At 72.3% G+C, this 25051-nt stretch carries 20 protein-coding genes; 5 read left to right on the forward strand and 15 right to left on the reverse strand.

Going from position 1 to position 25051, the window contains the following annotated elements; all coding sequences use genetic code 11:
* Window positions 1-9 precede the first annotated feature (9 nt).
* A complete protein-coding gene (locus tag ACWGJ2_RS18500; protein ID WP_453347177.1) occupies window positions 10-1248 on the reverse strand; it encodes an acetate kinase in 1239 nt (412 codons plus the stop codon).
* Between the two features lie 68 nt (window positions 1249-1316).
* Window positions 1317-3476: a phosphate acetyltransferase gene (gene pta, locus ACWGJ2_RS18505; protein ID WP_453347178.1), complete on the reverse strand. Its 2160-nt coding sequence runs from the start codon at window positions 3474-3476 to the stop codon at window positions 1317-1319.
* 345 nt (window positions 3477-3821) lie between these two features.
* Between pta and ACWGJ2_RS18510 the strand changes: the two genes are divergently transcribed.
* Window positions 3822-4847 (forward strand): ATP-dependent 6-phosphofructokinase, encoded by a 1026-nt coding sequence (locus tag ACWGJ2_RS18510; protein ID WP_453347179.1) that lies wholly within the window; start codon window positions 3822-3824, stop codon window positions 4845-4847.
* A gap of 24 nt (window positions 4848-4871) precedes the next feature.
* On the opposite strand, the gene ACWGJ2_RS18515 is transcribed toward ACWGJ2_RS18510, so the two are convergent.
* The 11 genes from ACWGJ2_RS18515 to ACWGJ2_RS18565 form a co-directional block, all read right to left on the reverse strand.
* Complete coding sequence (locus ACWGJ2_RS18515; protein WP_453347180.1) at window positions 4872-7244, reverse strand: protein kinase domain-containing protein; 2373 nt, start codon at window positions 7242-7244, stop codon at window positions 4872-4874.
* Window positions 7245-7414: 170 nt separating this feature from the next.
* Window positions 7415-8134, reverse strand: a complete 720-nt coding sequence (locus ACWGJ2_RS18520; RefSeq protein ID WP_453347181.1) for an XRE family transcriptional regulator — start codon at window positions 8132-8134, stop codon at window positions 7415-7417.
* 54 nt (window positions 8135-8188) lie between these two features.
* Window positions 8189-9376 (reverse strand): MFS transporter, encoded by a 1188-nt coding sequence (locus ACWGJ2_RS18525; RefSeq protein WP_453347260.1) that lies wholly within the window; start codon window positions 9374-9376, stop codon window positions 8189-8191.
* A gap of 216 nt (window positions 9377-9592) precedes the next feature.
* Window positions 9593-10486 carry a carbohydrate ABC transporter permease gene (locus ACWGJ2_RS18530; RefSeq protein ID WP_453347182.1) on the reverse strand — a complete coding sequence of 298 codons (894 nt, stop codon included), beginning with the start codon at window positions 10484-10486 and terminating at the stop codon, window positions 9593-9595.
* A gap of 8 nt (window positions 10487-10494) precedes the next feature.
* Complete coding sequence (locus ACWGJ2_RS18535) at window positions 10495-11328, reverse strand: carbohydrate ABC transporter permease (RefSeq protein WP_453347261.1); 834 nt, start codon at window positions 11326-11328, stop codon at window positions 10495-10497.
* Between the two features lie 113 nt (window positions 11329-11441).
* Window positions 11442-12800 carry an extracellular solute-binding protein gene (locus ACWGJ2_RS18540; RefSeq protein ID WP_453347262.1) on the reverse strand — a complete coding sequence of 453 codons (1359 nt, stop codon included), beginning with the start codon at window positions 12798-12800 and terminating at the stop codon, window positions 11442-11444.
* Window positions 12801-13080: 280 nt separating this feature from the next.
* The gene (locus ACWGJ2_RS18545; RefSeq protein ID WP_453347183.1) at window positions 13081-13416 is read right to left on the reverse strand and encodes a hypothetical protein; all 336 of its coding nucleotides are present in this window, start codon (window positions 13414-13416) and stop codon (window positions 13081-13083) included.
* Between the two features lie 226 nt (window positions 13417-13642).
* Window positions 13643-14920: a sensor histidine kinase gene (locus tag ACWGJ2_RS18550; RefSeq protein WP_453347184.1), complete on the reverse strand. Its 1278-nt coding sequence runs from the start codon at window positions 14918-14920 to the stop codon at window positions 13643-13645.
* Window positions 14917-15579, reverse strand: coding sequence for a response regulator transcription factor (locus ACWGJ2_RS18555; protein WP_453347185.1), 663 nt, complete (start codon window positions 15577-15579; stop codon window positions 14917-14919). The genes ACWGJ2_RS18550 and ACWGJ2_RS18555 overlap by 4 nt, the downstream gene beginning before the upstream one ends.
* Window positions 15580-15664: 85 nt before the next feature.
* The gene (locus ACWGJ2_RS18560; protein WP_453347186.1) at window positions 15665-16414 is read right to left on the reverse strand and encodes a response regulator; all 750 of its coding nucleotides are present in this window, start codon (window positions 16412-16414) and stop codon (window positions 15665-15667) included.
* On the reverse strand, window positions 16411-18435 hold the full coding sequence (locus tag ACWGJ2_RS18565; RefSeq protein ID WP_453347187.1) for an ATP-binding protein: 2025 nt from the start codon (window positions 18433-18435) through the stop codon (window positions 16411-16413). Before ACWGJ2_RS18565 ends, ACWGJ2_RS18560 begins: the two co-directional genes overlap by 4 nt.
* Window positions 18436-18574: 139 nt before the next feature.
* On the opposite strand from ACWGJ2_RS18565, the gene ACWGJ2_RS18570 reads away from it, so the two are divergent.
* Both ACWGJ2_RS18570 and ACWGJ2_RS18575 read left to right on the forward strand, forming a co-directional pair.
* The gene (locus ACWGJ2_RS18570; protein WP_453347188.1) at window positions 18575-20026 is read left to right on the forward strand and encodes a cation:dicarboxylate symporter family transporter; all 1452 of its coding nucleotides are present in this window, start codon (window positions 18575-18577) and stop codon (window positions 20024-20026) included.
* Window positions 20023-21030: an alpha/beta hydrolase family esterase gene (locus tag ACWGJ2_RS18575; RefSeq protein WP_453347189.1), complete on the forward strand. Its 1008-nt coding sequence runs from the start codon at window positions 20023-20025 to the stop codon at window positions 21028-21030. Before ACWGJ2_RS18570 ends, ACWGJ2_RS18575 begins: the two co-directional genes overlap by 4 nt.
* 1221 nt (window positions 21031-22251) lie before the next feature.
* Here ACWGJ2_RS18575 and ACWGJ2_RS18580 read toward each other — a convergent pair.
* On the reverse strand, window positions 22252-22461 hold the full coding sequence (locus ACWGJ2_RS18580; RefSeq protein ID WP_453347190.1) for a hypothetical protein: 210 nt from the start codon (window positions 22459-22461) through the stop codon (window positions 22252-22254).
* A 279-nt stretch (window positions 22462-22740) separates the two neighbouring features.
* Window positions 22741-23169: a hypothetical protein gene (locus ACWGJ2_RS18585; RefSeq protein ID WP_453347191.1), complete on the reverse strand. Its 429-nt coding sequence runs from the start codon at window positions 23167-23169 to the stop codon at window positions 22741-22743.
* 206 nt (window positions 23170-23375) lie between these two features.
* Here ACWGJ2_RS18585 and ACWGJ2_RS18590 point away from each other — a divergent pair, with 206 nt between their 5' ends.
* Both ACWGJ2_RS18590 and ACWGJ2_RS18595 read left to right on the forward strand, forming a co-directional pair.
* Window positions 23376-24587: a helix-turn-helix domain-containing protein gene (locus ACWGJ2_RS18590; RefSeq protein ID WP_453347192.1), complete on the forward strand. Its 1212-nt coding sequence runs from the start codon at window positions 23376-23378 to the stop codon at window positions 24585-24587.
* 32 nt (window positions 24588-24619) lie between these two features.
* Window positions 24620-24937, forward strand: coding sequence for a hypothetical protein (locus tag ACWGJ2_RS18595; protein WP_453347193.1), 318 nt, complete (start codon window positions 24620-24622; stop codon window positions 24935-24937).
* The last annotated feature ends 114 nt before the right edge of the window (window positions 24938-25051 follow it).

Raw genomic sequence — 25051 nt, forward strand, 5'->3', positions numbered from 1 at the left:
TCAGGGCGTTCAGGGCGTGCGGCCCTCGTCCGGCGCGTCCTGCCCGGCGCTGACGAGCGCGTAGGTCTGCTGTGCGATCTCCAGTTCCTCGTCGGTAGGGACGACGGCCACCGCGACCCGCGCGTACTCGGGGGAGATCAGCCGCGCCTCCCCGGAGCGCACGGCGTTCAGCTCGCTGTCGACGGCGAGGCCCAGCTCCTCGAGGCCCGCGAGCGCCGCCTCGCGCACCGGCGCCGCGTTCTCGCCCACGCCCGCGGTGAACACCACGGCGTCGACGCGGCCCAGCACCGCGTAGTACGCGCCGATGTACTTCTTGAGCCGGTGCACATAGATGTCGAAGGCCAGCCGCGCCGCCTCGTCCCCTTCCTCGATCCGGCGCCTGATCTCCCGCATGTCGTTGTCGCCGCACAGGCCGACCAGGCCGCTGCGCTTGTTCAGCAGCTCGTCCACCTCGTCCACCGACATTCCGGCGACCCTGCCCAGGTGGAAGACCACGGCGGGGTCTATGTCCCCCGAGCGGGTACCCATCACCAGGCCCTCCAAGGGGGTGAGCCCCATGGAGGTGTCCACGCAGCGCCCGCCCCGTACGGCGGAGGCCGAGGCGCCGTTGCCCAGGTGCAGCACGATGACGTTGACGTCGGAGGGCGCCTTGCCCAGCAGCGCGGCGGTCTGCCGGGAGACGTAGGCGTGCGAGGTGCCGTGGAAGCCGTAGCGCCGGATGCGGTGCGCGTCGGCCGTCTCGACGTCGATGGCGTAGCGCGAGGCGTGCTCAGGCATCGAGGTGTGGAAGGAGGTGTCGAAGACGGCGACCTGCGGCACGCCCGGGTTGAGGGCCTGCGCGGTGGTGATGCCCGTGATGTTGGCCGGATTGTGCAGCGGCGCGACGGGCACGAGGCGGCGGATCTCGGCCAGCACCGCGTCGTCGATGACCGTCGGCTCGGTGAACCGCTTGCCGCCGTGCACCACGCGGTGGCCGATCGCGGCCAGCTCGGGGGAGTCCAGGCCGTAGCCGTCAGCCTCCAGCTCCTCGGAGACCGCCTTCAGCGCGGCCTCGTGGTCGGCCACCGGGTCCGTGCGCTCGCGCTCGCCGCCGCCCGTGGCCAGCGGGGTGTGCGTCAGCCGGGAGGTCTCCTCGCCGATCCGCTCCACGAGGCCCAGCGCGAGCCGGGAGCCGTCGGTCATGTCGAGCAGCTGGTACTTGAGCGAGGAGGAGCCGGAGTTGAGGACGAGGACGCGGGAGGCGGTCACGGGCGCGGTCGCTTTCTGCGTGGGTGCGGGGGTCGGAGTGGGGGAGGGGGCGAGGGGCGGGCGGGTGTTCAGGCGCCGGGGCGCACGGGCGTCTCGCCCTGCGCCTGCACCGCGGTGATCGCGACGGTGTTGACGATGTCCTGGACCAGCGCGCCGCGCGAGAGGTCGTTGACGGGCTTGCGCAGGCCCTGGAGCACGGGCCCGACGGCCACCGCGCCCGCCGAGCGCTGTACGGCCTTGTAGGTGTTGTTCCCCGTGTTGAGGTCGGGGAAGATCAGCACGGTCGCCTGGCCCGCGACCTTGGACCCGGGCAGCTTCGTCGCCGCGACGGAGGGCTCCACCGCCGCGTCGTACTGGATCGGGCCCTCCACCAGCAGGTCGGGGCGGCGCTCGCGCACCAGCGCGGTCGCCTCGCGCACCTTGTCCACGTCGGCGCCCGAGCCCGAGGTGCCCGTCGAGTACGAGAGCATCGCGATGCGCGGCTCGACGCCGAACCTGGCCGCTGTCGCCGCCGACTGGATGGCGATGTCCGCGAGCTGCTCGGCATTCGGGTCCGGGTTCACAGCGCAGTCGCCGTAGACGAGGACCTTGTCGGCCAGGCACATGAAGAAGACGGACGAGACGATCGACGCTCCCCCAGAGGCTGCGCCCTGGGAGGTGCCCCCAGGCTTGGTCTTGATCACCTCGAACGCGGGCCTGATCGTGGCCGCCGTGGAGTGGACGGCGCCGGAGACCATGCCGTCGGCCAGGCCCTCCTGCACCATCAGGGTCCCGAAGTAGGAGACGTCCGCGACCACGTCGTAGGCCAGCTCGAAGGTGACGCCCTTGTGGGAGCGCAGCTTCGCGTACAGCTCCGCGAAGCGGTCCCGCAGCGGCGACGTGTGGGGGTCCACGATCCGTGCCGTCGCACCGGTGCCCTCCGGCACCTCGCCGTCGTCCAGCAGGGCGAGCCCTACGCCGAGGTCGGCTGCGGCCTTGCGGACGGCGCCGGGCTCGCCCAGCAGCGTCAGATCGCAGATGTTGCGGCGCAGCAGCACCTCGGCAGCGCGCAGCACCCGCTCCTCGGAGCCCTCGGGCAGCACGATGTGGCGGCGGGCCGCGCGGGAGCGCTCCACGAGCTGGTGCTCGAACATCATCGGCGTGACCCGCCCGCTGCTGGCCACCGCGAGGCGGGCCGTGAGCTGGGCCGTGTCCACGTGCGTCTCGAAGAGGCCGAGGGCGATCTCGGCCTTGCGCGGGGTGGCCGCGGTGAGCTTGCCCTCCAGCGCGATCAGCTCGGCAGCCGTGGGGAAGGAGCCGCCCGGCACGGACAGCAGGGGTGTACCGGGCGCGAGCCGCTCGGCCAGCGCCATGGTCTCCTCGCCGGGACGCTCGTCCAGGGTGAGCACCACACCGGCTATCGCGGGGGAGCCCGCCGAGTGCGCCGCCAGCGAGCCGACGATCAGATCGGCGCGGTCGCCCGGCGTGATGACCATGCAGCCCTCGGTCAGCGCGGGCAGGAACGTGGGCAGGTGGGCGCCGCCGAAGACGAAGTCGCGCACGTCGCGCGCGAGCCCCGCGTGGTCGCCGAGCAGCACCTCGGCGCCCAGCGTGTCCTTGACCTGGCCGACGGTGGGCGCGGAGAGCGCGGGCTCCTCGGGCAGCACGTAGACCGGCTCGGGCAGGTGCGAGCCGAGCGCCCGCGCCGCCTCCTGGGCCTCCGCGCCGCGCACCCGGTTGGCGATCATGGCGATGACGTCGCAGCCGAGTGAGGTGAAGGCGTGGTGGGCGTTGCGCACCTCGGCGGCGACGGACTCCGCGCTCTGGTCGGTCCCGGCGACGACGGGCAGCACGGCGGCCCCGCACTCGTTCGCCAGCCGGGCGTTGAAGGCCAGCTCGGAGGGGATCTGGGTGTCGGCGTAGTCGGTGCCGAGGACGAGCACGGCCTCGTACTCGGCCGCGACCTCGTGGAAGCGGTCGACGAGCCGGGAGAGCAGCTCGTCCGTGCCCCGCTCGGCCTGGAGCGCCGCGGCCTCGTCGTAGCTCATGCCGAAGACGGAACCGGCGGGCTGGGTGAGCCGGTAGCGGCTGCGCAGCAGGTCGTAGAGCCGGTCGGGCCCGTCGTGCACCAGGGGGCGGAAGACGCCCACGCGGTCCACCTGGCGGGTCAGTAGCTCCATGACTCCCAGCTCGACGACCTGGCGGCCGTCCCCCCGGCTGATGCTGGTCACATACACGCTGCGCGTCACGCGTGCTCTCCCTCTCCGTCGCGTCCGTACTGGCGGAGGTGCCGTATGCGCGTTCGCGGTGTGAATCGCCCCTGGTCACACCGGGCGGTATTCGCCTGAAAAGCGCCCGTAATGGTGCACCTATACCCTTGACAATACCTGCGTGTCTGGCTAGGCCGCTCGTCCGGGAGGTGCCGAAGAGACCGGCCCAAGGAGTGGACGGGCGGTGCCGTGTGCGTTCAAGACATGAAACAATCGCACCGGCTCATCACCCATGGAACCCAGGGAACCCGTGGAACCCAGGGATCAGCAGCACCAGGGTCCGTCTCTCCGCGGGCCACTCACCGAGCAGGAGAAGCGAACGCCATGCGCATCGGAGTCCTCACAGCGGGCGGCGACTGCCCCGGTCTCAACGCCGTGATCCGATCCGTCGTCCACCGAGCCGTGCACGACCGCGGTGACGAGGTGATCGGCTTCGAGGACGGCTTCAAGGGCCTGCTCGAAGGCCGCTACCGCCCGCTCGACATCAACTCCGTCTCCGGCATCCTCGCCCGCGGCGGCACGATCCTCGGCTCGGCGCGGCTGGAGCGGGACAAGCTGCGCGAGGCGTGCGACAACTCCGAGGAGCTGGTGGAGCGCCTCGGGCTCGACGCGCTGATCCCCATCGGCGGCGAGGGCACCCTGACCGCCGCGCGGATGCTCGCCGATGTGGGGCTGCCCGTGGTGGGCGTGCCCAAGACCATCGACAACGACATCTCAGCCACCGACCGCACCTTCGGCTTCGACACCGCCGTCGGCGTGGCCTCCGAGGCCATGGACCGGCTCAAGACCACCGCCGAGTCGCACCAGCGCGTCATGGTCGTCGAGGTCATGGGCCGCCACGCGGGCTGGATCGCCCTGGAGGCGGGCATGGCCGCCGGTGCTCACGGGATCTGCATCCCGGAGCGCCCCTTCGAGATCGACGACCTGGCGAAGATGATCGAGGAGCGCTTCGCGCGCGGCAAGAAGTTCGCCATCGTCTGCGTGGCCGAGGGCGCGCACCCCGCCGAGGGCTCCATGCCCTACGAGAAGGGCGCCATCGACCAGTACGGGCACGAGCGCTTCGTCGGCATCGGCAACCGGCTGGCCAGCGAGCTGGAGCACCGGCTCGGCAAGGAGGCCAAGCCGGTCATCCTCGGCCATGTCCAGCGCGGCGGCACCCCCACCGCGTACGACCGCGTCCTCGCGACCCGCTTCGGCTGGCACGCGGTGGAGGCGGCGCACCGGGGCGACTTCGGGCAGATGACGGCGCTGCGCGGCACGGACATCGTGATGGTGCCGCTGGCCAGCGCGGTGACGGAGCTGAAGCGGGTGCCGCAGGACCGCATGGACGAGGCGGAGGCGGTTTTCTGAGCCGCGCGACGGCGCGGCGCGGGGTCAGTCCTTGCCCGTACCGGTACCGGTGCCCGTGCTGAGGAGACCGGTGACCGTGCCGAGCTGCTTCCACTTCCCGTCGGTGCGGCGGTCCACCCAGACCGGGCGCTCGCGCGCCTGGTGCCCGTCGAAGTCGTACGTGCCCAGGAGCCCCTTCACCTCGACGTCCGCCAGCTCCTTCCTGACCCGCTCGCGGGCCTTCACGGGCGCCGGGCCGTCCGGGAGGACGCGGGCGAGGGCCTGGCCGACGGCGAGCGTCGCGTCATACAGCTCCACCGCGTCGCGGTCCCTGAGCAGCACGCGCAGTTCGTCGTCGGGCACCGAGCACAGCTTCGGGAAAGAGGCGCAGTCGGGCTCCTGCGAGGGGTCGTGGAAGGCGCGGAAGCGCAGCGAGCCCTCGGGCAGGCCCTTCTGCTCCTCCTCGGGGTCGCCCAGGGAGCCCGTGCGTACGCAGCCCGCCGCGTAACCGTCCTGCACGAGCAGCCTCGGTCCCTCCCGTCCCTCCCGTCCCTCCCGTCCCTCCCGTTCCGTCAGTGCGTCGATCCAGGTGCGCATGCTGCCCTCGGGGAGCGTCACCGCGTCCGCCTTCTTGGCGCGCGCGTCCCTGCGCACGTCCGGCGCTTCCATCAGGTCCGGGTCGGCCTCCGCAGGTACGGCCCTCACCCCTCCGGCGCGCAGGGCGCGGCCGAGCGCGGTGTCGTCCCGTGCGCCGTCGCCGCCCTCGCCGCCCTCGCCGCCCTCGCCGCCGTCGTCGTGGTCCGAGCCGACGAGCACCGTGTCCACGCCCTCGGCCCGCAGATAGCGGCCCTCCTGCTCGCCGACCTCCGACAGCGGCGCGCTCACCGCGAACGTGCCCATCACCTCCCCGCCGCCCTCGCAGGTGTTGACCATCGCCAGGTCCGCGCTCAGCCCCGTCGAGTCGTCCAGCGCGTCGGTCTCGCCGAGGACGGCGAGCATGCCCGGGTGCCGCTTCAGCAGCGTCGCCGCCGCGTCCGCGTCGAGATCGGCCTCGTCGGCGTCGTCGGTCTCGCCCGCGTTCACGGGCAGGACGGGGAGATCGCGGCCGCTCCGCTCCTCCGCCTCCTTCAGCGCGGCGGTGACCACGGCCTTCCGCTCCTGGTAGCCGGGTCCCTGGGCTTCGTCCTCGCTCCCCTCGTAGGCGATGCCGAGGGTGTAGCCCGTGGTCGCCGGGCCGTTGCTGGGGCTCGGTGCGGGGGAGGCGCTGGGGGGCCTGGCCTCGACGGAGGGGGCCGCGGCTTCGTCCGTCTCCGCGCCGAGGGCCACGGGGACGAGGACCGCGGCCAGGACGCCCAGCGTCGCCAGGCCCTTCCACGGCGGCTGCCGGGGCGAGGCGGGCGCGGGCTCGCCGGTCGCGGCCTCCAGCAGGGGTTCGACGGGGCTGGCGCTGGGCTGGGTGGTCTCGCCGACGGCGCCGGCCCGGACGGGCGGCGGGCCCGCGCCGGGGGCGGTGGCCTCGGGCTCGGGCGCGGACGCGGGTCCTGGCTCGGCTTCGGATCCGGGTTCCGGCTCGGGGAGCGCGTCGAGGGTCGCCCGTACGCGCTCCAGTGCCGCTTCCGCGTCCGCCGGGCGTCCTTCGGGGTGCTTGGCCATCAGGGCGAGGACGAGCCGGTCGACGGAGGCGGGCACCCCGGCGCGTGCGCGGCTGGGGAGCAGCGGCACATCGTTGAGGTGGTTGAACATGACGCCCGCCGCGTTGCCGGTGAACGGCGGGCGTCCGACGAGGAGTTCGTAGAGCACGCACCCCAGCGCGTACAGGTCCGTCCTGCCGTCGCCCGGCTCCTGGCGGAAGCGTTCGGGCGCGAGGTAGAGCACGCTGCCGAACGGCATCTGGCCCGTGTGCGTCAACTGCGGGTCGCTCGCCCGGGGTTCGGTGAACCGGGCGATGCCGAAGTCCACGACCTTGGCCGTGCCGTCCTCCGTCACCATGATGTTGGCCGGCTTGATGTCCCGGTGGACGACGCCCGCCGCGTGCGCGGCGCCCAGCGCCTCGCAGACGTGGCCCGTCCAGCGCAGCGCGTCGCGCAGCGGGGCCCGGCCCTCGGCGAGCAGCAGTTCGTGCAGCGTCCGGCCCTCGACGAGGGACATCACGAGGTACGGGGTGTCGCCGTCGGTGCCGTGGTCGTGGACCGCGACGATGTACGGGCTGTCCAGCGCGGCGGCGGCGCGGGCCTCGCGCAGGAAGCGGCCCAGGTGTTCGCGCCGCGCCGTCTCGTCCGAGCTGTGCAGCGGGATCAGGATCTTGACGGCGACGTCCCTGTCCAGCTCCTCGTCGCGCGCCCGCCAGACCTCCCCCATGCCGCCCGCGCCGAGCGGTTCCCGCAGCTCGTATCGTTCGTTGAGACGTCGCCCCCGCACGTGTCCCCCTCCCGTGGCTGCGGGAAGGCTACCCGGGTGCGCCCGGGGCGTACGCCTGTGCGCTGGGCTCTTCGACGGTGGGCGACGACGTGCCCCGTCCGTCGCCTCTCCGCCGGCTGTCCCGCGCCCGGTGATGGGGCGGGGCGGGTGTCCGGGGACAGGGCAGGCGGTCAGGCTGTGCCCAGTCGCTCCCAGAAGTGGTCGAGTATCCGCTCCAGGAAGGTGCCGCCCGCGCCCGCCGCTCCCGGAGTTCCTTGCGCTGACGCCCAGTTGAGGGAGCCGGCCGTCGCCGACTGGTACGCGCCGTGCAGCTCGCGCAGCACCCGTTCGGTCTCAGCGCGCGGCACCTCGGGCGGCAGCAGCACGGCGACGCGTCCCACGTACGGCTGCCAGCGCGCCCGTACCGCGCCGCGCAGCAGTTCCGCGAGGCGGTCCGCCTTTCCTGTGAGGACGAGGGCGGCGTCCAGCGGGAGGCGCAGGGCGTGGGCGAGCGCCGCGGACCGGCGGTCGTCGCCGCGCCACTCGCCGTCGCGCTCGGCCCGCGCGTACGCCTCCTCGTCCATCCCGATGCGCAGCGCGAGATCGGACAGCGCCAGGCCGCGCGCCAGCCGGTGTCCGCGCAGCGTCGTGGGGCGGCCCATGAGATCGGAGGGCGCGCACCACAGGGCACCCGCGAGGGCGCCGAGCTGGGCCGGGTCCGGTGCGCCGATGCCCGCTTCCCAGGCGGCGACGGTCTGCGGGGCGATCCGCATCCCGTACGCGGCGCCCATCCCGTAGGCGACGTTCTCCGGCGTCAGCCCCAGCGCCTCGCGCAGCCGCCGGGCCGCCCCGGCGTCGAACGGCGAGGAGGCGGCGGAGCCGGAGTCGGGGGTGGGGCCGGGGTGACGCATCCGCACACCGTAGGAGCGCCACGTGTGCCGCTCATACGGTGCGTTCCGCCGAAGTCACGGCTCGTAGGAACCTCCGTCGCGTCGCCCCCGCTTCCGCCACCGGCCCCGCCCACGGGGGCGCCCGCCACGCGGCCACGCCACCCCCAGTGCGAGCAGCGCCAGCGCCCCGCCCAGCCACATGACGCCCGGCTCGCCCAGCGCGTCGGCGGCCCGGCCGCCGAGCAGCGCGCCCATCGAGATCGCGATGTTGAAGACGGAAGCGAAGAGCGCCGAGGCCGTCTCCCGCGCTCCCGGTGCCCCCGGCGTCAGCGCGAGCAGCCACGTCTGGGCCGCGACGGACACGCCCCCGTACGCCAGCCCCCACACCAGCAGCAGCACGACGGCGCCGGGGGCCGACGTCCCCAGCAGCGGCGTCGCCAGCATGGCCGCGGCCAGGCCCGCGCACAGCACGAGCAGGGTGCGGTCCGCGCGTCGGGAGACGGTGGCCCCGGCGAGGAAGTTGCCCGCGATGCCCGCGACGCCGTAGGCGAGCAGCAGCACGCTGAGCAGCCCGGTGGCGATCCCGGACAGCTCCTCCAGCACGGGCCGCACATAGGTGTACGCGGCGAAGTGCCCCGCCACCAGCAGCAGGACGACCAGCAGCCCGGTGCGCAGCCGGGGTGCGCGCACGAGCGCGGCCAGTTCGCGCGGCCGTGCCCTCCCGTCGGCCGGGAGCGGGGGCAGCAGCAGCGCGAGGGCGGCGGCGACGGCCAGCGATACGGCGGCCATGAGGGCGAACGCGGCACGCCAGCCCGCGAGTTCGCCGACGAGCGTGCCCGCGGGCACTCCGACGACGGAGGCGACGGCGATGCCGCTGAACACGGCGGCGGTGGCGGGCGCGACCGAGCGCGCCGGTACCAGGCGTACGGCCAGGCTCGCCGCGACGGCCCACACCCCGCCCATGCCGAGGCCGACGAGCACGCGGGCGAGCAGCAGCACGCCGAAGACGGGTGCCCAGGCCGCGAGCAGGTTCGCCGCCGCCAGCAGCACCATCAGGCCCGCGAGCACCAGCCTGCGGTCGGCGCGCCGCGCCGTCAGCGGGACGACGGGCGCGGCGAGGGCCGCGACCAGACCGGTGGCCGTCAGGGTCAGCCCGGCGGCGCCGTCGGAGACGCGCAGGGTGGCGCCGATGGGTGTGAGCAGGCCCACCGGCAGCATCTCCGCCGTGACGACGGAGAACGTGGTGGCGGCGACGGCCAGCACGGCGGGCCACCCGCCCGCCGTGGCGGGTGCGGGTGCGGGTGCGGGTGCGGGCGCGGAGGCGTGGGCGTGGGCGGATAAAGGGGCGGGCACCTGGGGCGGGTGGCCCCCGCCCTGGGCGGAGGGGGGAATGTCCGTGGGGTTCGACATGCGTCCAGATTCAGCCGCTCGACCTGCGCGAACAACGTCGGTTCACCTTCTTCGACAGGTGCCCGGCGGTTACCCCTTCACCGCGCCGCCCAGCGTGAAGCCGCCACCGAGACGGCGCGAGATGAGGATGTAGAGCAGCACGACGGGCGTCGAGTAGAGGAGGGAGAACGCGGCCAGCTCACCGAAGGCGATGGCCCCGTAGTTGCCGAAGAACGTGAAGATGCTGACGGAGGCCGGAAGCTGCTCGGGGCTGAGGATGAGCATGAAGGGGACGAAGAAGTTCCCCCACATCATGATGAAGCTGTAGACGGTCACGACCGCGATGCCGGGGCCCATCAGGGGCAGGATGACGCGGGTCAGTGACTGGAACCAGCTCGCCCCGTCCGTCCACGCCGCCTCCTCCAGCACCACCGGGACGCCGTCCATGAAGTTCTTCATCAGCCATACGGCGAAGGGAAGTTGCGAGGTGGCCAGGAAGAACGAGGTGCCGTACAGGGTGTCGATCAGCTCGACCTGTACGAAGAGCCCGTAGACCGGCACCATCACCGCCGTGATCGGCAGGCAGGTGGTGAAGAGGATCGTCAGCAGGTACGGGCGCGAGAAGCGCGACCGGAAGCGGGAGAGCGGATAGGCGGCGAGTGCCGCGCAGCCGACGGTCATCAGCGTCGCGCTGCCGCACAGCAGCAGGCTGTTGAGCATCGGCGTGAAGGTGATCTCGTCGGTCAGGACGGCGGAGAAGTTGTCCAGCGTGGGCGATCCTGGCGGGCTGACGCGCAGCGTGGCCTCGGCGTCGACGGAGGCGAAGAGCAGCCACAGCAGCGGGATCACGAAGCACGCCGCGAGGACGAGGAGCCCGAGGTCGGCGGCGAGGCGCTGGCGCGTGCGGCGGGTCAGCAGCGGGCGCGGCAGCAACGCGCGGCGGGGGACGTCGCGTCGCGGGACGGTGCGGGGGAGCGCGGTCATGGGCGGGCTCAGACCTCCTCGCGCATCAGGCGCAGATAGACGACGGAGAAGAGCGCGCCGACCAGGAGGAGCAGGAGGGCGACCGCGGTGCCGTAGCCGATGAGGGACTTGTTGAACGCCTGGTCGTACATGAACACGGGCAGCGTCTGGCTGCGGTTGCCGGGCCCGCCGCGCGTCATGGCCCAGATGAGGCCGAAGACGGACAGGGTCTGGAGGGTGTTGAGCATCAGATTGGTGCCGATCGAGCGGCGGATCATCGGCAGCGTGATGTGCCACAGCCGCTGCCGGCCGCCCGCGCCGTCCACCTCGGCCGACTCGGTGATCTCCTTCGGGATCTCGGACAGTGCCGCCGAGTAGACCAGCATCGAGAACGCCGTGCCCCGCCACACGTTCGCGAACGAGACGGCGAGGATGGGCAGCGTGTAGAGCCAGTTCTGGACGGGGAGGTGGAGCCAGTCCAGGAGCGCGTTGAGCGTCCCCTCCTTGCTGAAGAACGTGTACAGCAGGAAGCCCGCCACGATCTCCGGCAGCACCCACGCGCTGATGACGATGGCCCCGGTGACCGAGCGGACCGTCTTCGAGCCGCGCCGCATCAGCGCCGCCAGCGCGAGCCCCAGGGTGTTCTGGCCGAGGATCGAGGAGATGAGGGTGAAGACGAGGGTCAGGACGACGGCGTTGCGGAAGCCCGCGTCCCCGAAGGCCCGCCGGAAGTTGTCGAACCCGACGAACGAGGCCGAGGTCTGGCCCGTGAGTTGCATGTCGGTGAAGGCGATGTAGACGCAGTAGCCGATGGGCCCGGCGAGGAAGAGCAGCAGGAGCAGCGTCGCGGGGGCGATGGGCAGCCAGCGCCGGCGGCCCCCGCGCCCGGTCGTCCGGCCCCGCGCCCCAGGGCCGCCCGCTCCCGCCGCTGCCGGGGGCCGCTTCGGGCCTGGCCCCGTGGCGAGGTCGGCGGCGCTCACCTCGTCGTGACCGCGCCGTCGGCGATGGAGCCGAGCTGCTCGTCGTAGGTCCTGGCCGCCTCGTCGACGGAGGCGTCGCCCGTGGTCACCGACTCCATGGCCTCGGTGATGGCCGTGGACACCTGCGGGTAGACGGGCAGTGCGGGGCGGTAGTTGCTGTGCTCGACGCGCTGGGTGAAGAAGTCGATGCCCGGCATGGACTTCTTGTACTCCGGGTCCTCGGCGACGTCCTTGCGTACGGCGATCTGCGCGCCGCGCACGCACCAGTCGACGGCGTTGCGCCGCGTCTGGAAGGTCTCGATCATCTTCCAGGCCAGGTCCGGGTTCTGGGACTTCGCGGGGATCGACCACGTCCAGCCGCCCGACATGCTGACCTCGCCGGGCGCCTGCCCGTGCTGCGTGGGCATCGGGGCCAGGCCCATGGTCTCGTCCCACTCGGGCCAGGGGTGGCCGCCGGTCTTGAGCCACTGCTGGCCGAGCCAGGAGCCGTCGATGTCGATGGCGAGCTTCCCCTCGGGGAGCATCTCGGTGACGACCTTGGTCTGGATGTTGGGGTTGAGCGCCTGGTCGACGTCCGGGCCGAGCTTCTCCTTGTAGACGGTCTCGACGAACTCCAGGCTGTCCTTGAACCCCTCGCCGCCCTTGATCCACTTCTTGGCGCCGGGATCGTAGAGCGGGTCCTCGCCCGTCCCGTACAGCAGCATCTGGAAGCCCTGCATGGCGGCGGCCTCCCCGGCCGCCTTGCCGGTGAAGATGTTGAGCGGGTGGACGCCGGGGACCTCCTTCTTGACGGTGCGCGCCGCTTCGAGCACGTCGTCCCAGGTCTTCGGCTTCCAGTCCTGGGGGAGCCCGGCCTTCTCGAAGATGTCCTTGTTGAACCAGAGGCCGCGGGTGTCGGTGCCGTCGGGCACGCCGTAGGTCTTGCCGTCGGGCGCCTTGGCCGCGCCCTTCACGGAGTCTTCGAACTGGTCCCAGTCGTCCCACTTGGCGAGGTAGCCGTCCAGCGGGCGCAGATAGCCGCTCTTGATGTCCGAGTTGATGAGGAACGTGTCCTCGTAGACCACGTCGGGAGCGGTCTTCGGGGACCGCATCATCTGCTGGACCTTGGTGTAGTAGTCCTGCTGGGACGCCTGGATGGGGACCGGTTCGGCCTTCTTGCCCTTGTTCCGCTTCTCGAAGTCGTCGACGACCTGTTTCACGTAGTCGTCCATGAGCGTGACCGCCTTGTCGGTGTCCTTGCGGAAGGCGATCTTGATCGTGTTCTTGTCGCTGCCGGAACCCCCGCCGCAGCCACTGAGCGTGGCGGCGGCGAGAGCGGCGGTGAGGGAGAGGACCAGCGGAGCGGTGGGGCGCACGGGCATGACCTCCTGGGGCCACGGCCAGGGCGGACCTGCGGGCCGCCGGCCACGTGGAGCTGCGTCTGCCCGTACGGTGACCTGTCCGCGCTGCCCGGGTCAATGGGCGTGCAGAGGCGTGCGGAAGGGCCGGTCACTGACCAACCGGCAGTGGTCCGGTCCGGTCCGGGCCGGGCCGACGGGAAAGCCGAGGGGGTGCCCCGGACCCGCTCACGCGGATTCGGGACACCCCCGCCTCCCCCCCACGGGAGACCGGCAGACCGGCAGACCGGACGGGCGGTTACTTGTCCGACGGCTTGCCTTCGCCCGCGGCACCGTCCTTGGCACGGGGCTTGGTCGGCTTCGCGCCCTCCATGTTCTCCAGCTCCTCCTTGGTGAGCTTCCGGACGTTCATCCCGTCCTTGGTGCGCTGGACGGCGACGCCCTCGGGCTTGTCACCGGGCTTGGCGTCGGTCCTGCCTTCGGGAGCGGTGCTGCTGGACTGCTTGGCCGGCTTCGCGCCGCCGGAGCCGTCCCCGCCGCCCGAGAACGCGCCCGCCGTGGTGGCCGCGCCGCCCGTCAGGCCGAGAGCCACGATCGTCGCCGCCGCAAAGCCGATGACCCGGTTCCTGCGCATGGAATCCTCCTGAGGGAAATGAGTGGACGGACGAGCGGTTCGTCGTCCGGTGAAAGAGCCGCAGCGGTCTCCCCGCCGTGCTCGGTGATCTCATTCCATCCCGCAGCGGTGTTCAGCGCGGTAAGCGTGCGAAGGGGAATGCTCGCCCCGTCCTTATCTCCTTGGCACACGCGAACCCCTTGCACGCGCCGAGGCCCGGTCCCCCGGGACCGGCCTGCCGGTTCCGTCAGGCGAAGCGGACCGTGACCCTGAGGCCGCCGTCGGGACCCGGCTCGGCGTGCGGATCGGTCCCGTGCGCACGGGCGATGGACCGGACGATGGACAGCCCGAGGCCATGGCCCGTGGTGCCGGTGCGGTCCTGTCCAAGACGCCGGAACGGTTCGAAGAGGCCCTCGATGCGCTCGGGGTCGACCGGCCGTCCGGTGTTGGTGACGGTGAGCGTCTTGCCGTGCAGCGTCACGTCCACCCGGCCGCCGGGCCGGTTGTACCGGAGCGCGTTGCTCACCAGGTTGGAGATGAGATGACGGAGCAGCACCGGCTCGCCGGTCACCCGTGCCGGGGTGTCGAACTCGGTGTGCAGTGCGAGTCCCCGCTCCTCGACGAGGTGCCGCAGATCGGCCGTGGCCGCGTCGGCCAGCTCTGCCAGCTCCACCTCCTCCGTGCGCTCGAGTCCGCGGTCGCTGCGCGCCAGGAGCAGCAGGGACGCGATGAGCCGCTCGGCCTCACGGTTGGTGGCGAGGAGGTCGTCGCGGGTCTCCGCGAGGTCGTCCGGGAGCGGATCGGCGAGCCCGACCTCGATACTGGCGCGCTGTACGGCGAGCGGGGTGCGCAGTTCGTGGGAGGCGTTGGCGACGAAGCGGCGCTGGCTGTCGAAGGAGCGCTCCAGGCGGTCCATCATGGAGTCGAAGGCGTCGGCGAGACGGTGCAGTTCGTCGTCCGGGCCGGTCAGGCCGAGCCGCCGGTCGAGGCTCTGCTCGCTCATCCGCAGCGCGGTCTCGGTGACCGCGGCGACGGGGCGGAGCGCCCGGCTCGCCAGCCATCTGCCGGTCAGCGCCGCGACGACGGTCATGAGGACCAGGCCGATCACCGACCAGAAGAGCATCTGCTGGAGCGCCGTGGTCTGCACGGTGTGCACAGTCTCCCTGACCAGGGCGAATGCCTCGCTCTCCGTGCCGTCCACCGCACTGGGCCGGGCATGTCCCTGCGAGGGCTCCGTCGGCGACGCCGCTCCCCCGGAGTGCGCCGATTCCCACTCCTCGGGCGGCGACACCGTGTCGTCCGGACCCACCGGGGTCTTGCTGACGGAGATGTCGGCCGTCTTCTCCGCCGTCCCGTAGCGCGCCAGGAGGACGACGAACGCCAGCAGCGAGGTGCCGGCCAGCAGAAAGAGACCGCCGAACGCGAGGGCCAGCCGGGAGCGGAACGGGATACGGGAGAGCGAGATCCGGCGGTGGAGACGCAGAGGGGTACGGGGTATGCGGGGCAGGCGGCGGGTGGTGTTCATGGGGTGAGGCGGTAGCCCCGTCCGGTGTCGACGGCGATCGTGCCGGGACCGCCGAGTTTTCTCCGCAGTCTGCTGACGAGAGCACGGACGGCGCTGGTGCGGGGGTCCAGGTTCTCGTCCCAGACCATTCGCAGGAGGTCCTGGTGGGAGACGGCCTCGCCGCGGGACTTCAACAGCACGTCGAGGACGTCGAACTCCTTGGGCGTGAGATCGACGGAACGGCCGTCGACGAGCACCTCGCGGCGCGCGCGGACCAGTCGGATACCGCCGTACCGCAGCACCGCGTCCGGCGGTTCGGGCGCGCGGCGGTACAGAGTCCTGATACGGGCCACGAGTTCGACGAAGTCGAAGGGCTTCGCCAGGTAGTCGTCGGCACCGAGTTCGGTCAGACCGTAGACCTTGTCCTCGGTGCCGTCGGCCGCCGTCAGCATGAGGATCCGGGGGCGCCTCGTCAGACCGGCCAGGCGCCGGCACACCTCGTCGCCCGTCAGCACCGGCAGATCGCGGTCGAGTACGAGCACGTCGTAGTCGGTCAGCAGACACATCCGCTCTGCCTCGTCGCCGGAGGCCGCGACATCGACGGCGATCGACTCGCGGCGCAGCCCCTTCGCGATCGTGCGCGCCAGCACACGGTGGTCTTCAGCTACCAGAACCCTCATGGTGCTCATGAAAGCAGCCGCACGATTACAGGCACATAAGAGTCTTAGCGAGAGAAGAGGCAAAGAGGCTGGTGCGGGCGGCCGTTCAGAACCGCCAGCGGTAGCAGAACTCCGGGCGCCCGACGTGCCCGTACTGCGGACGGCGGTCGGCGCGGCCCGCCTCCACCAGATGCTCCAGATAGCGGCGCGCCGTGATCCGGTTGACGCCGATCTCCTCCGCCGCCGCGCTCGCGGTGAGCCCGGCCTCGCCGACCGCGCGCAGCGCGTCCGTCACCGCGTCCATCGTGGGCGCGCTCAGCCCCTTGGGCAGCGTCGTCGGCTGCGGCGCGCGCAGGACGGAGAGCGCCCTGTCCACCTCGGCCTGGCTGCCCGCCTCGCCGCTCGCGGCCGCCGTGCTGCTGCGGAACTCCGCGTACCGGCGCAGCCGGTCGCGCAGCGTCGGGAACGTGAACGGCTTCAGCACGTGCTGCACCACGCCGAGCGACACGCCCTCCCTGATGACGGTCAGATCGCGCGCCGAGGTGACCGCGAAGACGTCCGTGGTACGGCCCGCGCCGCGCAGGGCGCGCAGCAGGGCGAGGCCGTGGCCGTCGGGGAGGTAGAGGTCGAGCAGGATCAGGTCCACGGCGGGCAGGCGGTCGAGCGCGCGGGTGGCCTCGGCGCGGGAGTGGGCGATTCCGGCGACCGCGAAGCCGGGGACGCGTGAGACGTAGAGCGCGTGCGCGTCGGCGGCGACGGGGTCGTCCTCGACCACCAGCACCTGGATCGCGCCCGTGCCGGGGCCCGGGGTGTCCGGGCCGCCGCCGCTGCGGCTGTCGCTGTCGCGTCCCGTCATGTCCCGGCTCCCTGACGTGCGGGGAAGGGCGCGTCGCGACGGGGGTGCGGCGGCGTGGTGCCGGGCGGCGCGGTGTCGAGGGGGAGGCGGACGGTGAACTCGGCGCCCCCGCCCGGCGCCTCGGCCACGTCCACGGTGCCGCCGTGGCGGCGCGCGGTCTGCTGGACCAGGGCGAGGCCGAGGCCCCGGCCGGCGCCTGGCGCGGGCTTCGTCGACCAGCCCCGCTCGAAGATCGCGCCCACGTCGTCGGGGGAGACGCCGGGCCCGGTGTCGGCGACCCGCACGAGCAGGTCGGTGCCTCCCCGGCCCGCGTCGCCCCGCGCGGCCACACCGACGGTGACGGTGACCCGGGGCGACGGCCCACTGCCACTCGGGCCCGCACCCGCACGGGCACCCGTGTCCGTACCGGAGCTCGTGTCCGTACCGGCACTCGCGGACGTATCCGCACCGGCACCGGTGTCCGCGTCCGCACCCGCGTCCCTGCGGGCACCCGCACCCGTACCCGCGTCGCCATCCGTACCGGTGTCCGCGTCCGTACCGGCACCCGCATACGCACCCGTACCGGTATCCGAGCCGCCACCCGCATACGCACCCGCACCGGCGCCGGGGCCGGGGCCCGCACCCGCACGGGCACCCGCACCCGTACCGGCACCCGCATGCGCCGTCCCCGCCACCGGCCCCTCCCGCAGGGACGCCGCGTCGACCGCGTTGTCGATCAGGTTGCCCAGGACCGTGACGAGGTCGCGGGCCGTGAGGTGGCCGGGGAGGAGGCCGTCGTCGATGTGGCTGTCCTCGGTGAGGGACAGTTCCACGCCGCGCTCGTTCGCCTGCGCCGCCTTGCCCAGCAGCAGCGCGGCCAGCACGGGCTCGCCGACCGCCGAGACCACCTGGTCCGTGAGGGCCTGCGCCAGTTCCAGTTCCTCCGTCGCGAAGTCGACGGCCTCCTCCGTGCGCCCCAGTTCGATCAGCGAGACGACCGTGTGCAGCCGGTTCGCCGCCTCGTGGGCCTGGGAGCGCAGGGCCTCGGCGAAGCCGCGTACGGAGTCCAGTTCGCCCGCGAGCGATTGCAGCTCGGTGTGGTCGCGCAGGGTCACGACCGTGCCCCGCTGCTCGCCGCCCGAGACGGGCGAGGTGTTGACGACGACGACCCGCTCGGCCGTCAGATGCACCTCGTCCACGCGCGGCCCTGCCGACAGCAGCGCCCCCGTCAGCGAGGGCGGCAGTCCGAGGTCGTCCACGCCGCGTCCCACCACTTCCGGCTCGCCCAGCAGTCCGAGCAGTTCCCGGGCGCCGTCGTTCATCAACGCTACGCGCCGCTGCCCGTCGAGCATCAGCAGCCCCTCGCGCACCGCGTGCAGGGCCGCCTCGTGGTAGTCGTGCACGCGGCTCAGCTCGGCCGCGTTCATGCCGTGGGTGTGGCGACGCAGCCGCGCGTTGATCACGTACGTGCCGACGCCGCCCAGCGCCAGTGCGGCCGCGGCGACGGCGAGCAGCAGCACGACCTGCTGGCGCAGCTCCTCGCTGATCGTGTCCACCGCGATGCCCGCGCTGACGAGCCCCACGACCCGCCCGTCGTCCCGCACCGGCGTGACCACGCGCACGGAGGGGCCGAGCGTGCCCGTGTACGTCTCCTCGACGCTGCCGCCCCGCACCGCCGCCTCCGTGTGGCCGACGAAGCGTCCGCCTATGCGCGCGGGGTCCGGGTGCGTCCAGCGCACGCCGTCGGTGTCCATGATGGTGATGAAGGTGACCCCGGTACCGCGGCGCACCTCCTCCGCGTAGGGCTGGAGCCGCTCCGTCGGGTGCGGGGTGCGGATGGCCTCGCGCACGGAGGGGGAGCCCGCGACCGCGCGGGCCGTCGCCATGGCGCGGTGGCTCGCGGACTCCTCGGCCTGCATACGGTCGGTGACGTACGCGAACACCGCGCATCCCGCGACCACGACGGCCACCAGCACGACCTGCATCGCGAAGAGCTGACCTGCGAGGCTGCGCGGGCGGTGGGGTGGACGGGGGGCACGCATGGGGCCAGTCTGCCTTCCTCTCACGTGGAGTTTCCGTGCACGTAATGCACGTAACAGTGACGGGCGTCACGTGCCATTGCATAGTCACCGGGACTCGGAACGAGTCAGAGCCGCTATGACGCATGACGAGGAGCCCGACGTGTCGCAGAAGACACCGCCGCCGTCACCTTCGGCGACGGCCGAGGCCCAGGGGCCGAACGCTGGGGGAAAGAAACGGGACCGCACCCACTACCTCTACATCGCCGTGATCGGTGCGGTGATCGTCGGCATTGTGCTGGGCCTGGTCGCGCCCGACTTCGCGACGCAGCTCAAGCCGATCGGTGAGGGCTTCGTCAACCTCATCAAGATGATGATCTCGCCGATCATCTTCTGCACGATCGTGCTCGGTGTGGGTTCGGTGCGGAAGGCCGCCAAGGTCGGGGCCGTGGGCGGGCTCGCGCTCGGCTACTTCCTGGCCATGTCGATCGTCGCCCTCGCCATCGGCCTCGTCGTCGGCAACGTGCTGGAGCCCGGCCACGGGCTGCACCTGAGCGAGGCGGCGCGGAACGCGGGCGCGGAGCAGGCCGACGGTGCCAGCGAGGGCATGGCCGACTTCCTCCTCGGCATCATCCCCACCACCATGGTGTCCGCCTTCACCGAGGGCGAGGTCCTCCAGACCCTGATGATCGCGCTGCTCGTCGGCTTCGCGCTCCAGGCGCTGGGCAGCAAGGGCGAACCGATCCTGCGCGGCATCGGCCACATCCAGACCCTGGTCTTCCGGGTCCTCGCCATGATCATGTGGGCGGCCCCGGTGGGCGCCTTCGGCGCGATGGCCGCTGTGGTCGGCGAGACGGGCGTGGACGCGCTCAAGTCCCTCGCCGTCATCATGATTGGCTTCTACATCACCTGTGCGCTGTTCATCTTCATCGTGCTGGGGCTGATCCTGCGGGTCTTCGCGGGCGTCAACATCTTCAAGCTGCTGAAGTACCTGGGCCGCGAGTTCCTGCTGATCCTCTCCACCTCCTCCTCGGAGTCGGCGCTGCCGCGGCTCATCGCGAAGATGGAGCACGTGGGCGTCAGCAAGCCCGTCGTCGGCATCACCGTGCCGACCGGCTACTCCTTCAACCTCGACGGCACCATGATCTACCTGACCATGGCCTCGCTGTTCATCGCCGAGGCCATGGGCGACCCGCTCTCGCTCGGCGAGCAGATCTCGCTGCTGCTGTTCATGTTCGTCGCGTCCAAGGGCGCGGCGGGTGTCACGGGCGCCGGTCTCGCCACGCTGGCGGGCGGGCTCAGCTCGCACCGGCCCGAACTCGTCGACGGTGTCGGCCTGATCGTCGGCATCGACCGCTTCATGAGCGAGGCCCGCGCGATGACCAACTTCGCGGGCAACGCCGTGGCGACGATCCTGATCGGCACCTGGACGAAGGAGATCGACAAGGACCGGGTCGGGAAGGTGCTCGCGGGTGAGCTGCCCTTCGACGAGAAAATGCTGGTCGACGACCACGCACCGGGCGGCGACGGCGAGGCGGAGGGCGTCCCCGGGGCCCGTGAGGGCGACGCCGCCGAGGGCCGCGTCGACACGACGAAGGCCGGGGCCAGCGCGTGACATCCCCCTGGCGCGTCGGCGGCGCGCGGCGCGGTGCTCGTACGGGGCTGCGCGCGGGCGCCGTCGCCGCCCTGCTCCTCGGCCTCACCCTGGCCGCCGGTGCCGCGCCCGCGCAGGCGGGCGCCCCGGCGGACCGGGGCGCGGACCGGGGCGGGGCGCGCCCCTCGGCGGGCTGCGGCCAGGACCCGGGCCAGGCGCCCGGCACCTCCGCGACCCGCACCCTCACCTCGGGCGGCCAGGAGCGCTCCTACGTCGTCCACCTGCCCGACGGCTACCGCGACGGGCGCGCCTACCCCGTCGCGCTCGCCTACCACGGCCAGGGCCGCACCTCCGCCTACATGGAGGAGCTGACCGGGTTCTCCGGGCTGAAGAACACCATCGCGGTCTACCCGCAGGGCGCGCCCGGCACGGAGGACGGGAAGCCGTCCTGGCAGGGCGCCCCGTACTCGGCGCCCGGCGTGGACGACGTGCGCTACACGGCCGACGTCCTCGACGCGCTGGAACGCGACCTGTGCGTGGACCAGCGCCGGGTGCACGCGGCGGGCAAGTCCAACGGCGGCGGGTTCGTCGCGCTGCTCGCCTGCCGCATGCCGGAGCGGATCGCCTCCTTCTCGGCCGTGTCCGGCGCGTACTACCCGCAGGCGGGCACGTGCGAGCCCACGCGCGAGGCGCCGGTGCTCACCTTCCACGGCCAGGCCGACACGACCATCCCGTACGGGGGCGAGCCCGCCAAGGGCCTGCCCGCACTGCCCGACTGGCTCGCCGAGCGTGCCGCGCTCGCGGGCTGCGCGCCCGGCGCGCGGGACCGGGACAAGGGCGACGGTGTGACGGTCCGCACGTGGCACGGCTGCGACGGGCGCGGCGCCCTCGTCCACTACCGCATCGCGTCACTGGCCCACGACTGGCCCAGCACCACGCCCAACCCGGACTCCGAGACCCCCGCGGTCATGGACGCCACCCCCGTCATCGAGCGCTTCATGAGGACGCATCCTCTGGGCGGTTGAGGGCAGGGGACAACTGAACAGGTGAACAGGCTCACGGGGCCCGCCGTCCGTACCACGCGCGAGCCCCGTCCCCAGGCGGCCCCGTACTCCCCCGAACGGAGCCGTCCCACACCGCCCCGGCACCCACTCCCCCCTGGTGCCGGGGCGGTGCGTTGCGCTGCGCTTTGCTGTTTGGCGTTTCGGGGTGCGCCGGTTCGCCGGGGGTGTTGCGCGGGTCCCCTTCGCGGGGTGCGGAAGGGAACGGGGGGTTGCCGGTTCGTCGGGGGTGTTGCGCGGGACGGTCACCCCGTGCGGTGCGCACTGTAGGGTCCCGCGCTGATTGTTGTGCTGCTTCACGGGGTGCGGTGTTTTCGGGTGCGGCTGTGTGGCTTCGGCGCGGCGTGTGGTGACGGTGCGGTGCGGCTGGCGCCGCGTGGTTCTTGGCTCGGGTCGTGGATGTGGGGTGCCTGGGTGGTGGGGGTCGGTGCCGTGGTGGGGTGTCTCCTCGGCGTGAGGGTCTCGTGTTCGGCTTTCGGCCGGTGACTTGCTCGTCCTGCGGGGACACCCCACCACGTCCCCTCCCGGCAGTGGCCGACTCCTGGCCGGTGGCCGGTACCGGTCTGCTCATGCTGTGGGCGGCACGGTGGTGAGGTGGAGGGTGCGTCCGCTGACGAGGGGTGCGGTGAGGATGACGGTGCGGCCGTCGTGTTGCAGGGCTTTGCCGATGCGGGTGTGGCGGGCCTGCCACCAGTGCCGGGGTGCGAGGAGGGTGCTGAGGCAGTCGCGGGGTTCGCCGTCGACGGTGATGCGTTCGCCCTTTTCGTTGCAGGCGGAGGGGGTGGCAGGCGTGGGCGGTGAGGAGGGTGGCGAGGTTGCCTTCCATGATTTCGATGGTCTGGCCGGAGGGCATGGGGCGCGGGTAGGTCGTCAGGAACGCGGTGCCGTGTGGGAGTTCGTACATGAGGCGTACGGCGCGGTCCTGGATGCGGCGCATCACGAAGCGTGGTTGCTGGCCGTCGAGTACGGCGACGGGGAAGCCTGCGGTGGTGGCCCAGCCGTGGGGGTCGTAGAGGACGTCTTCGGGGTCGGCGGGGATGAGGACGGTGTGATCGCGAGGCACGGAACTACTCCATGGGTCAGTGGCGAGTGACGGCGTAGAAGAGCAAGGTGACGGAGCGATCTGCTCGCGTCATTCCGGCGGACGGAGGGGGCAGGCGAGGACTCACCGGGCGCAGATCCCGGTCATCGCCGCCACCCGGAGGGGTGGGGCACGAACTGGTGAAGCGTCTGCGGTCGTAGAACGAGAAGGGGCTCGGGGCCGATGACCAGGGTGCTGCCGTCGACGAAGAGGAGATGGCGGCGGTCGCGGCCCACGGCGCGCAGGTCCCCGACAGTGCGGTACGCGCTGCCGACGACGAGGACATCGTCCACACGGACGGTGCGCGCGGTCACCGCGACCGGCGCGAGCAGCCGCGCAGGGGTCGCAGACCTTCACGGGGACGGTGCGTGTGCGTGTCTGCGGGCTGGCGCCCCGCTCGTCGCCGGAGTACAGGTCGAGGACAACCTGCGTGCCGGGGGCCTGGCGGCAGCGGAAACAGCACTCGGTGGCCCGTCGCGCACACTCGTCGCAGATCCGCACCGGAACAGTGCGCGAGGCTGCCGCATCCCCGGCGGGCACGACGTAGATCTCCACCGTGCCCGGCAACCGGCGGCAACGGACGCAGCGCGGACTCACCGCCCGGCCCCGCTCACATCTTCGCGGGGCCCGTACTCGGCACGGATCACCGCGTCGAGCACCACGTACAGCAGCCGCGCATCCGTCAGCCCGTGCTCGGCCCACCCCCGCACCCAGCGCGTGAAGGACGAACGCGTGCACCAGCCGGGCGGAACCGTCACATGCTGCGCGGTGCTGAGGAGTTGCACACACGATGTCTCGGGCACCGCCCACCCCCGCGTCGTGCCGGGCGGCACCAACCAGGTCAACCGGCGCCCGTACGGGTCACGGATCACCGCCCCCGACTCACGGCCGAGCCGCACCAGCACCCGATCTCCCAGATGTGCGGGCACTTTGCAGGCGTCCCAGTGCACCCCGGCGGGCAGCAACTCGGCGGCGACCCCGGTGGGCGGGGCCCACGGTGGCGTGCTCGTCGGGGCGCTCACCGGACCACCCCCGCCGCAGAGCCGTACCGGGGATCGTTCTTCAGCATGCTGACGCTCCTCGACAGCGGTGGCCACGCCCCCGGACCGTTCACACGGTCGCGGAGGTCCGTACCCTTCGATGTTTCGATGACCGTGAGCAGTGCGGTAGTTGACGAGTGCTGACTAACCTGAAGAGTCAACGGTCAACGTTCATACGGAGCCCGACGATGACTGAGTTCGCCACACGTGCCCGTGCCGCCCTCGCGGACAGTGGTGTCTCGATACGCGGGGCAGCGCGCGCGCTCAGTTACGACGTCGCCTACCTCAGCAGGGTCCTGAGCGGGAAGCAGATGCCGTCAGCGAAGCCGGCACACGGGCTTGACCGGCTCGTCGGTGCTGACGGCGCGCTGGCGGCGCTGGCCAGTTGTGACCCTCACCCGCCGACCGGTTCAGCCGACCCGACCGGCATGGATTACGGGCCCGGCTCCGATGATGACCTGGACGCGCTGGAACTCGCGCGACGGGTCGAGACGAGCGATGTAGGGGCCGAGACGCTGGACCGCCTCGAAGCTGCCTTCGACAGGCTGGCCGTCGCGTACCAGACGGCGTCGCCGTCCGCCCTCCTGCGGGACGTACGGCGGCACTCCGCGTATGTGACCAGGCTTCTGGACGAGCGGAAGACCCTCGCGGAACACCGCCGCCTTCTGGTGATCGGCGGGTGGCTGTCGCTGCTCGCCGGGACCCTTCACGTCGATCTCCAGGAGGGCGCCGCCGCGACGTCCAGGCTGCGGACGGCGGCACTGCTCGCCCAACACGCCGACCACTCCGAGATCTACGCCTGGACCTACGAGACGAGGGCGTGGACGGCCCTCACCGCAGGCTCCTACGCACGCGCCGCCGAGCTGTCCCAGGCCGCCCAGAACATCGCTCCCCGTGGCGGCTCCGCGGAGATCCAGGCGACCGCGCAGGAAGGGCGGGCGCGCGCACGGCTCGGGGAGAAGAAAGAAGCGTATGCCGCTGTCGATCGCGTGCAGCGGCTCGCCTCCACCATGGTCATGAGGGCGCAGGCCGAACACCATTTCCAATACGATCCGCGCAAGGCGACGTCGTACACCGCCACCACCCTCGCGTGGCTCGGTGACCCCGCAGCCGAGGGTCCGGCACGCGAAGTGATCGGACACCTGGCCCCAGGAACCCGTCCGAGCGCGTGGCCCCGTCGCATCGTCACCGCGCATCTCGACCTCGCGCTGACGCTGCTGTCCCTCGGGCGGCTCGACGAAGCCACCCATGCGGCCCAGCAAGCGGTCTCCTCCGGACGTCTCCTGCCCGCCAACTACTGGCGGATCCTGGAGGTCATCCGGGCGGTCGAAGCGCGGCAGCTCCCAGAGGCGGCGGAGTTGCGGGAGGCATACGCGGAACTGCGTCCATCGCCCGCGTAGCGTCGGCCCCAGTGTGCACAGCGCCCCGTCACATGGATCTGACCGAGGACACCGTTCCCCCGGTGCGGGCCGGGCCGGAGCGGGTGCTCGCGTGGTATGAGGCGTCGGCTCTGACCGGTGTCTCGTACATCGCGAAGGGGGCGGACCCCCTGTTCGCGGAGGTGCTGCTCGTGGTCGGCGGGCGGCTCGTCGTGGTCGTGCCGAGTGCGGACTACCGGCGGGCGAAGGTGAAGCCCGCGCATGCCGTCACGTTCGACCGGCTCGTCGAGGCGGCTGACGTGGTGCGGGAAGCACGCGGGGCCGGGCTGTCGGTGGACGTGGTCTGGCCGGAGGGCGCCGCGCGCGGGTGAGCATGCCCCGACAGCGTGCGAAGGGGAGCACAGCGCCGGCACCTCGCGCCGGGCGCACTCACCTCTGCCGGGTCACCGGCCCCCGGGGTCACCGGGCCCCGGGACACACGCCCC

The organism is Streptomyces sp. NPDC054796 (assembly GCF_053611545.1).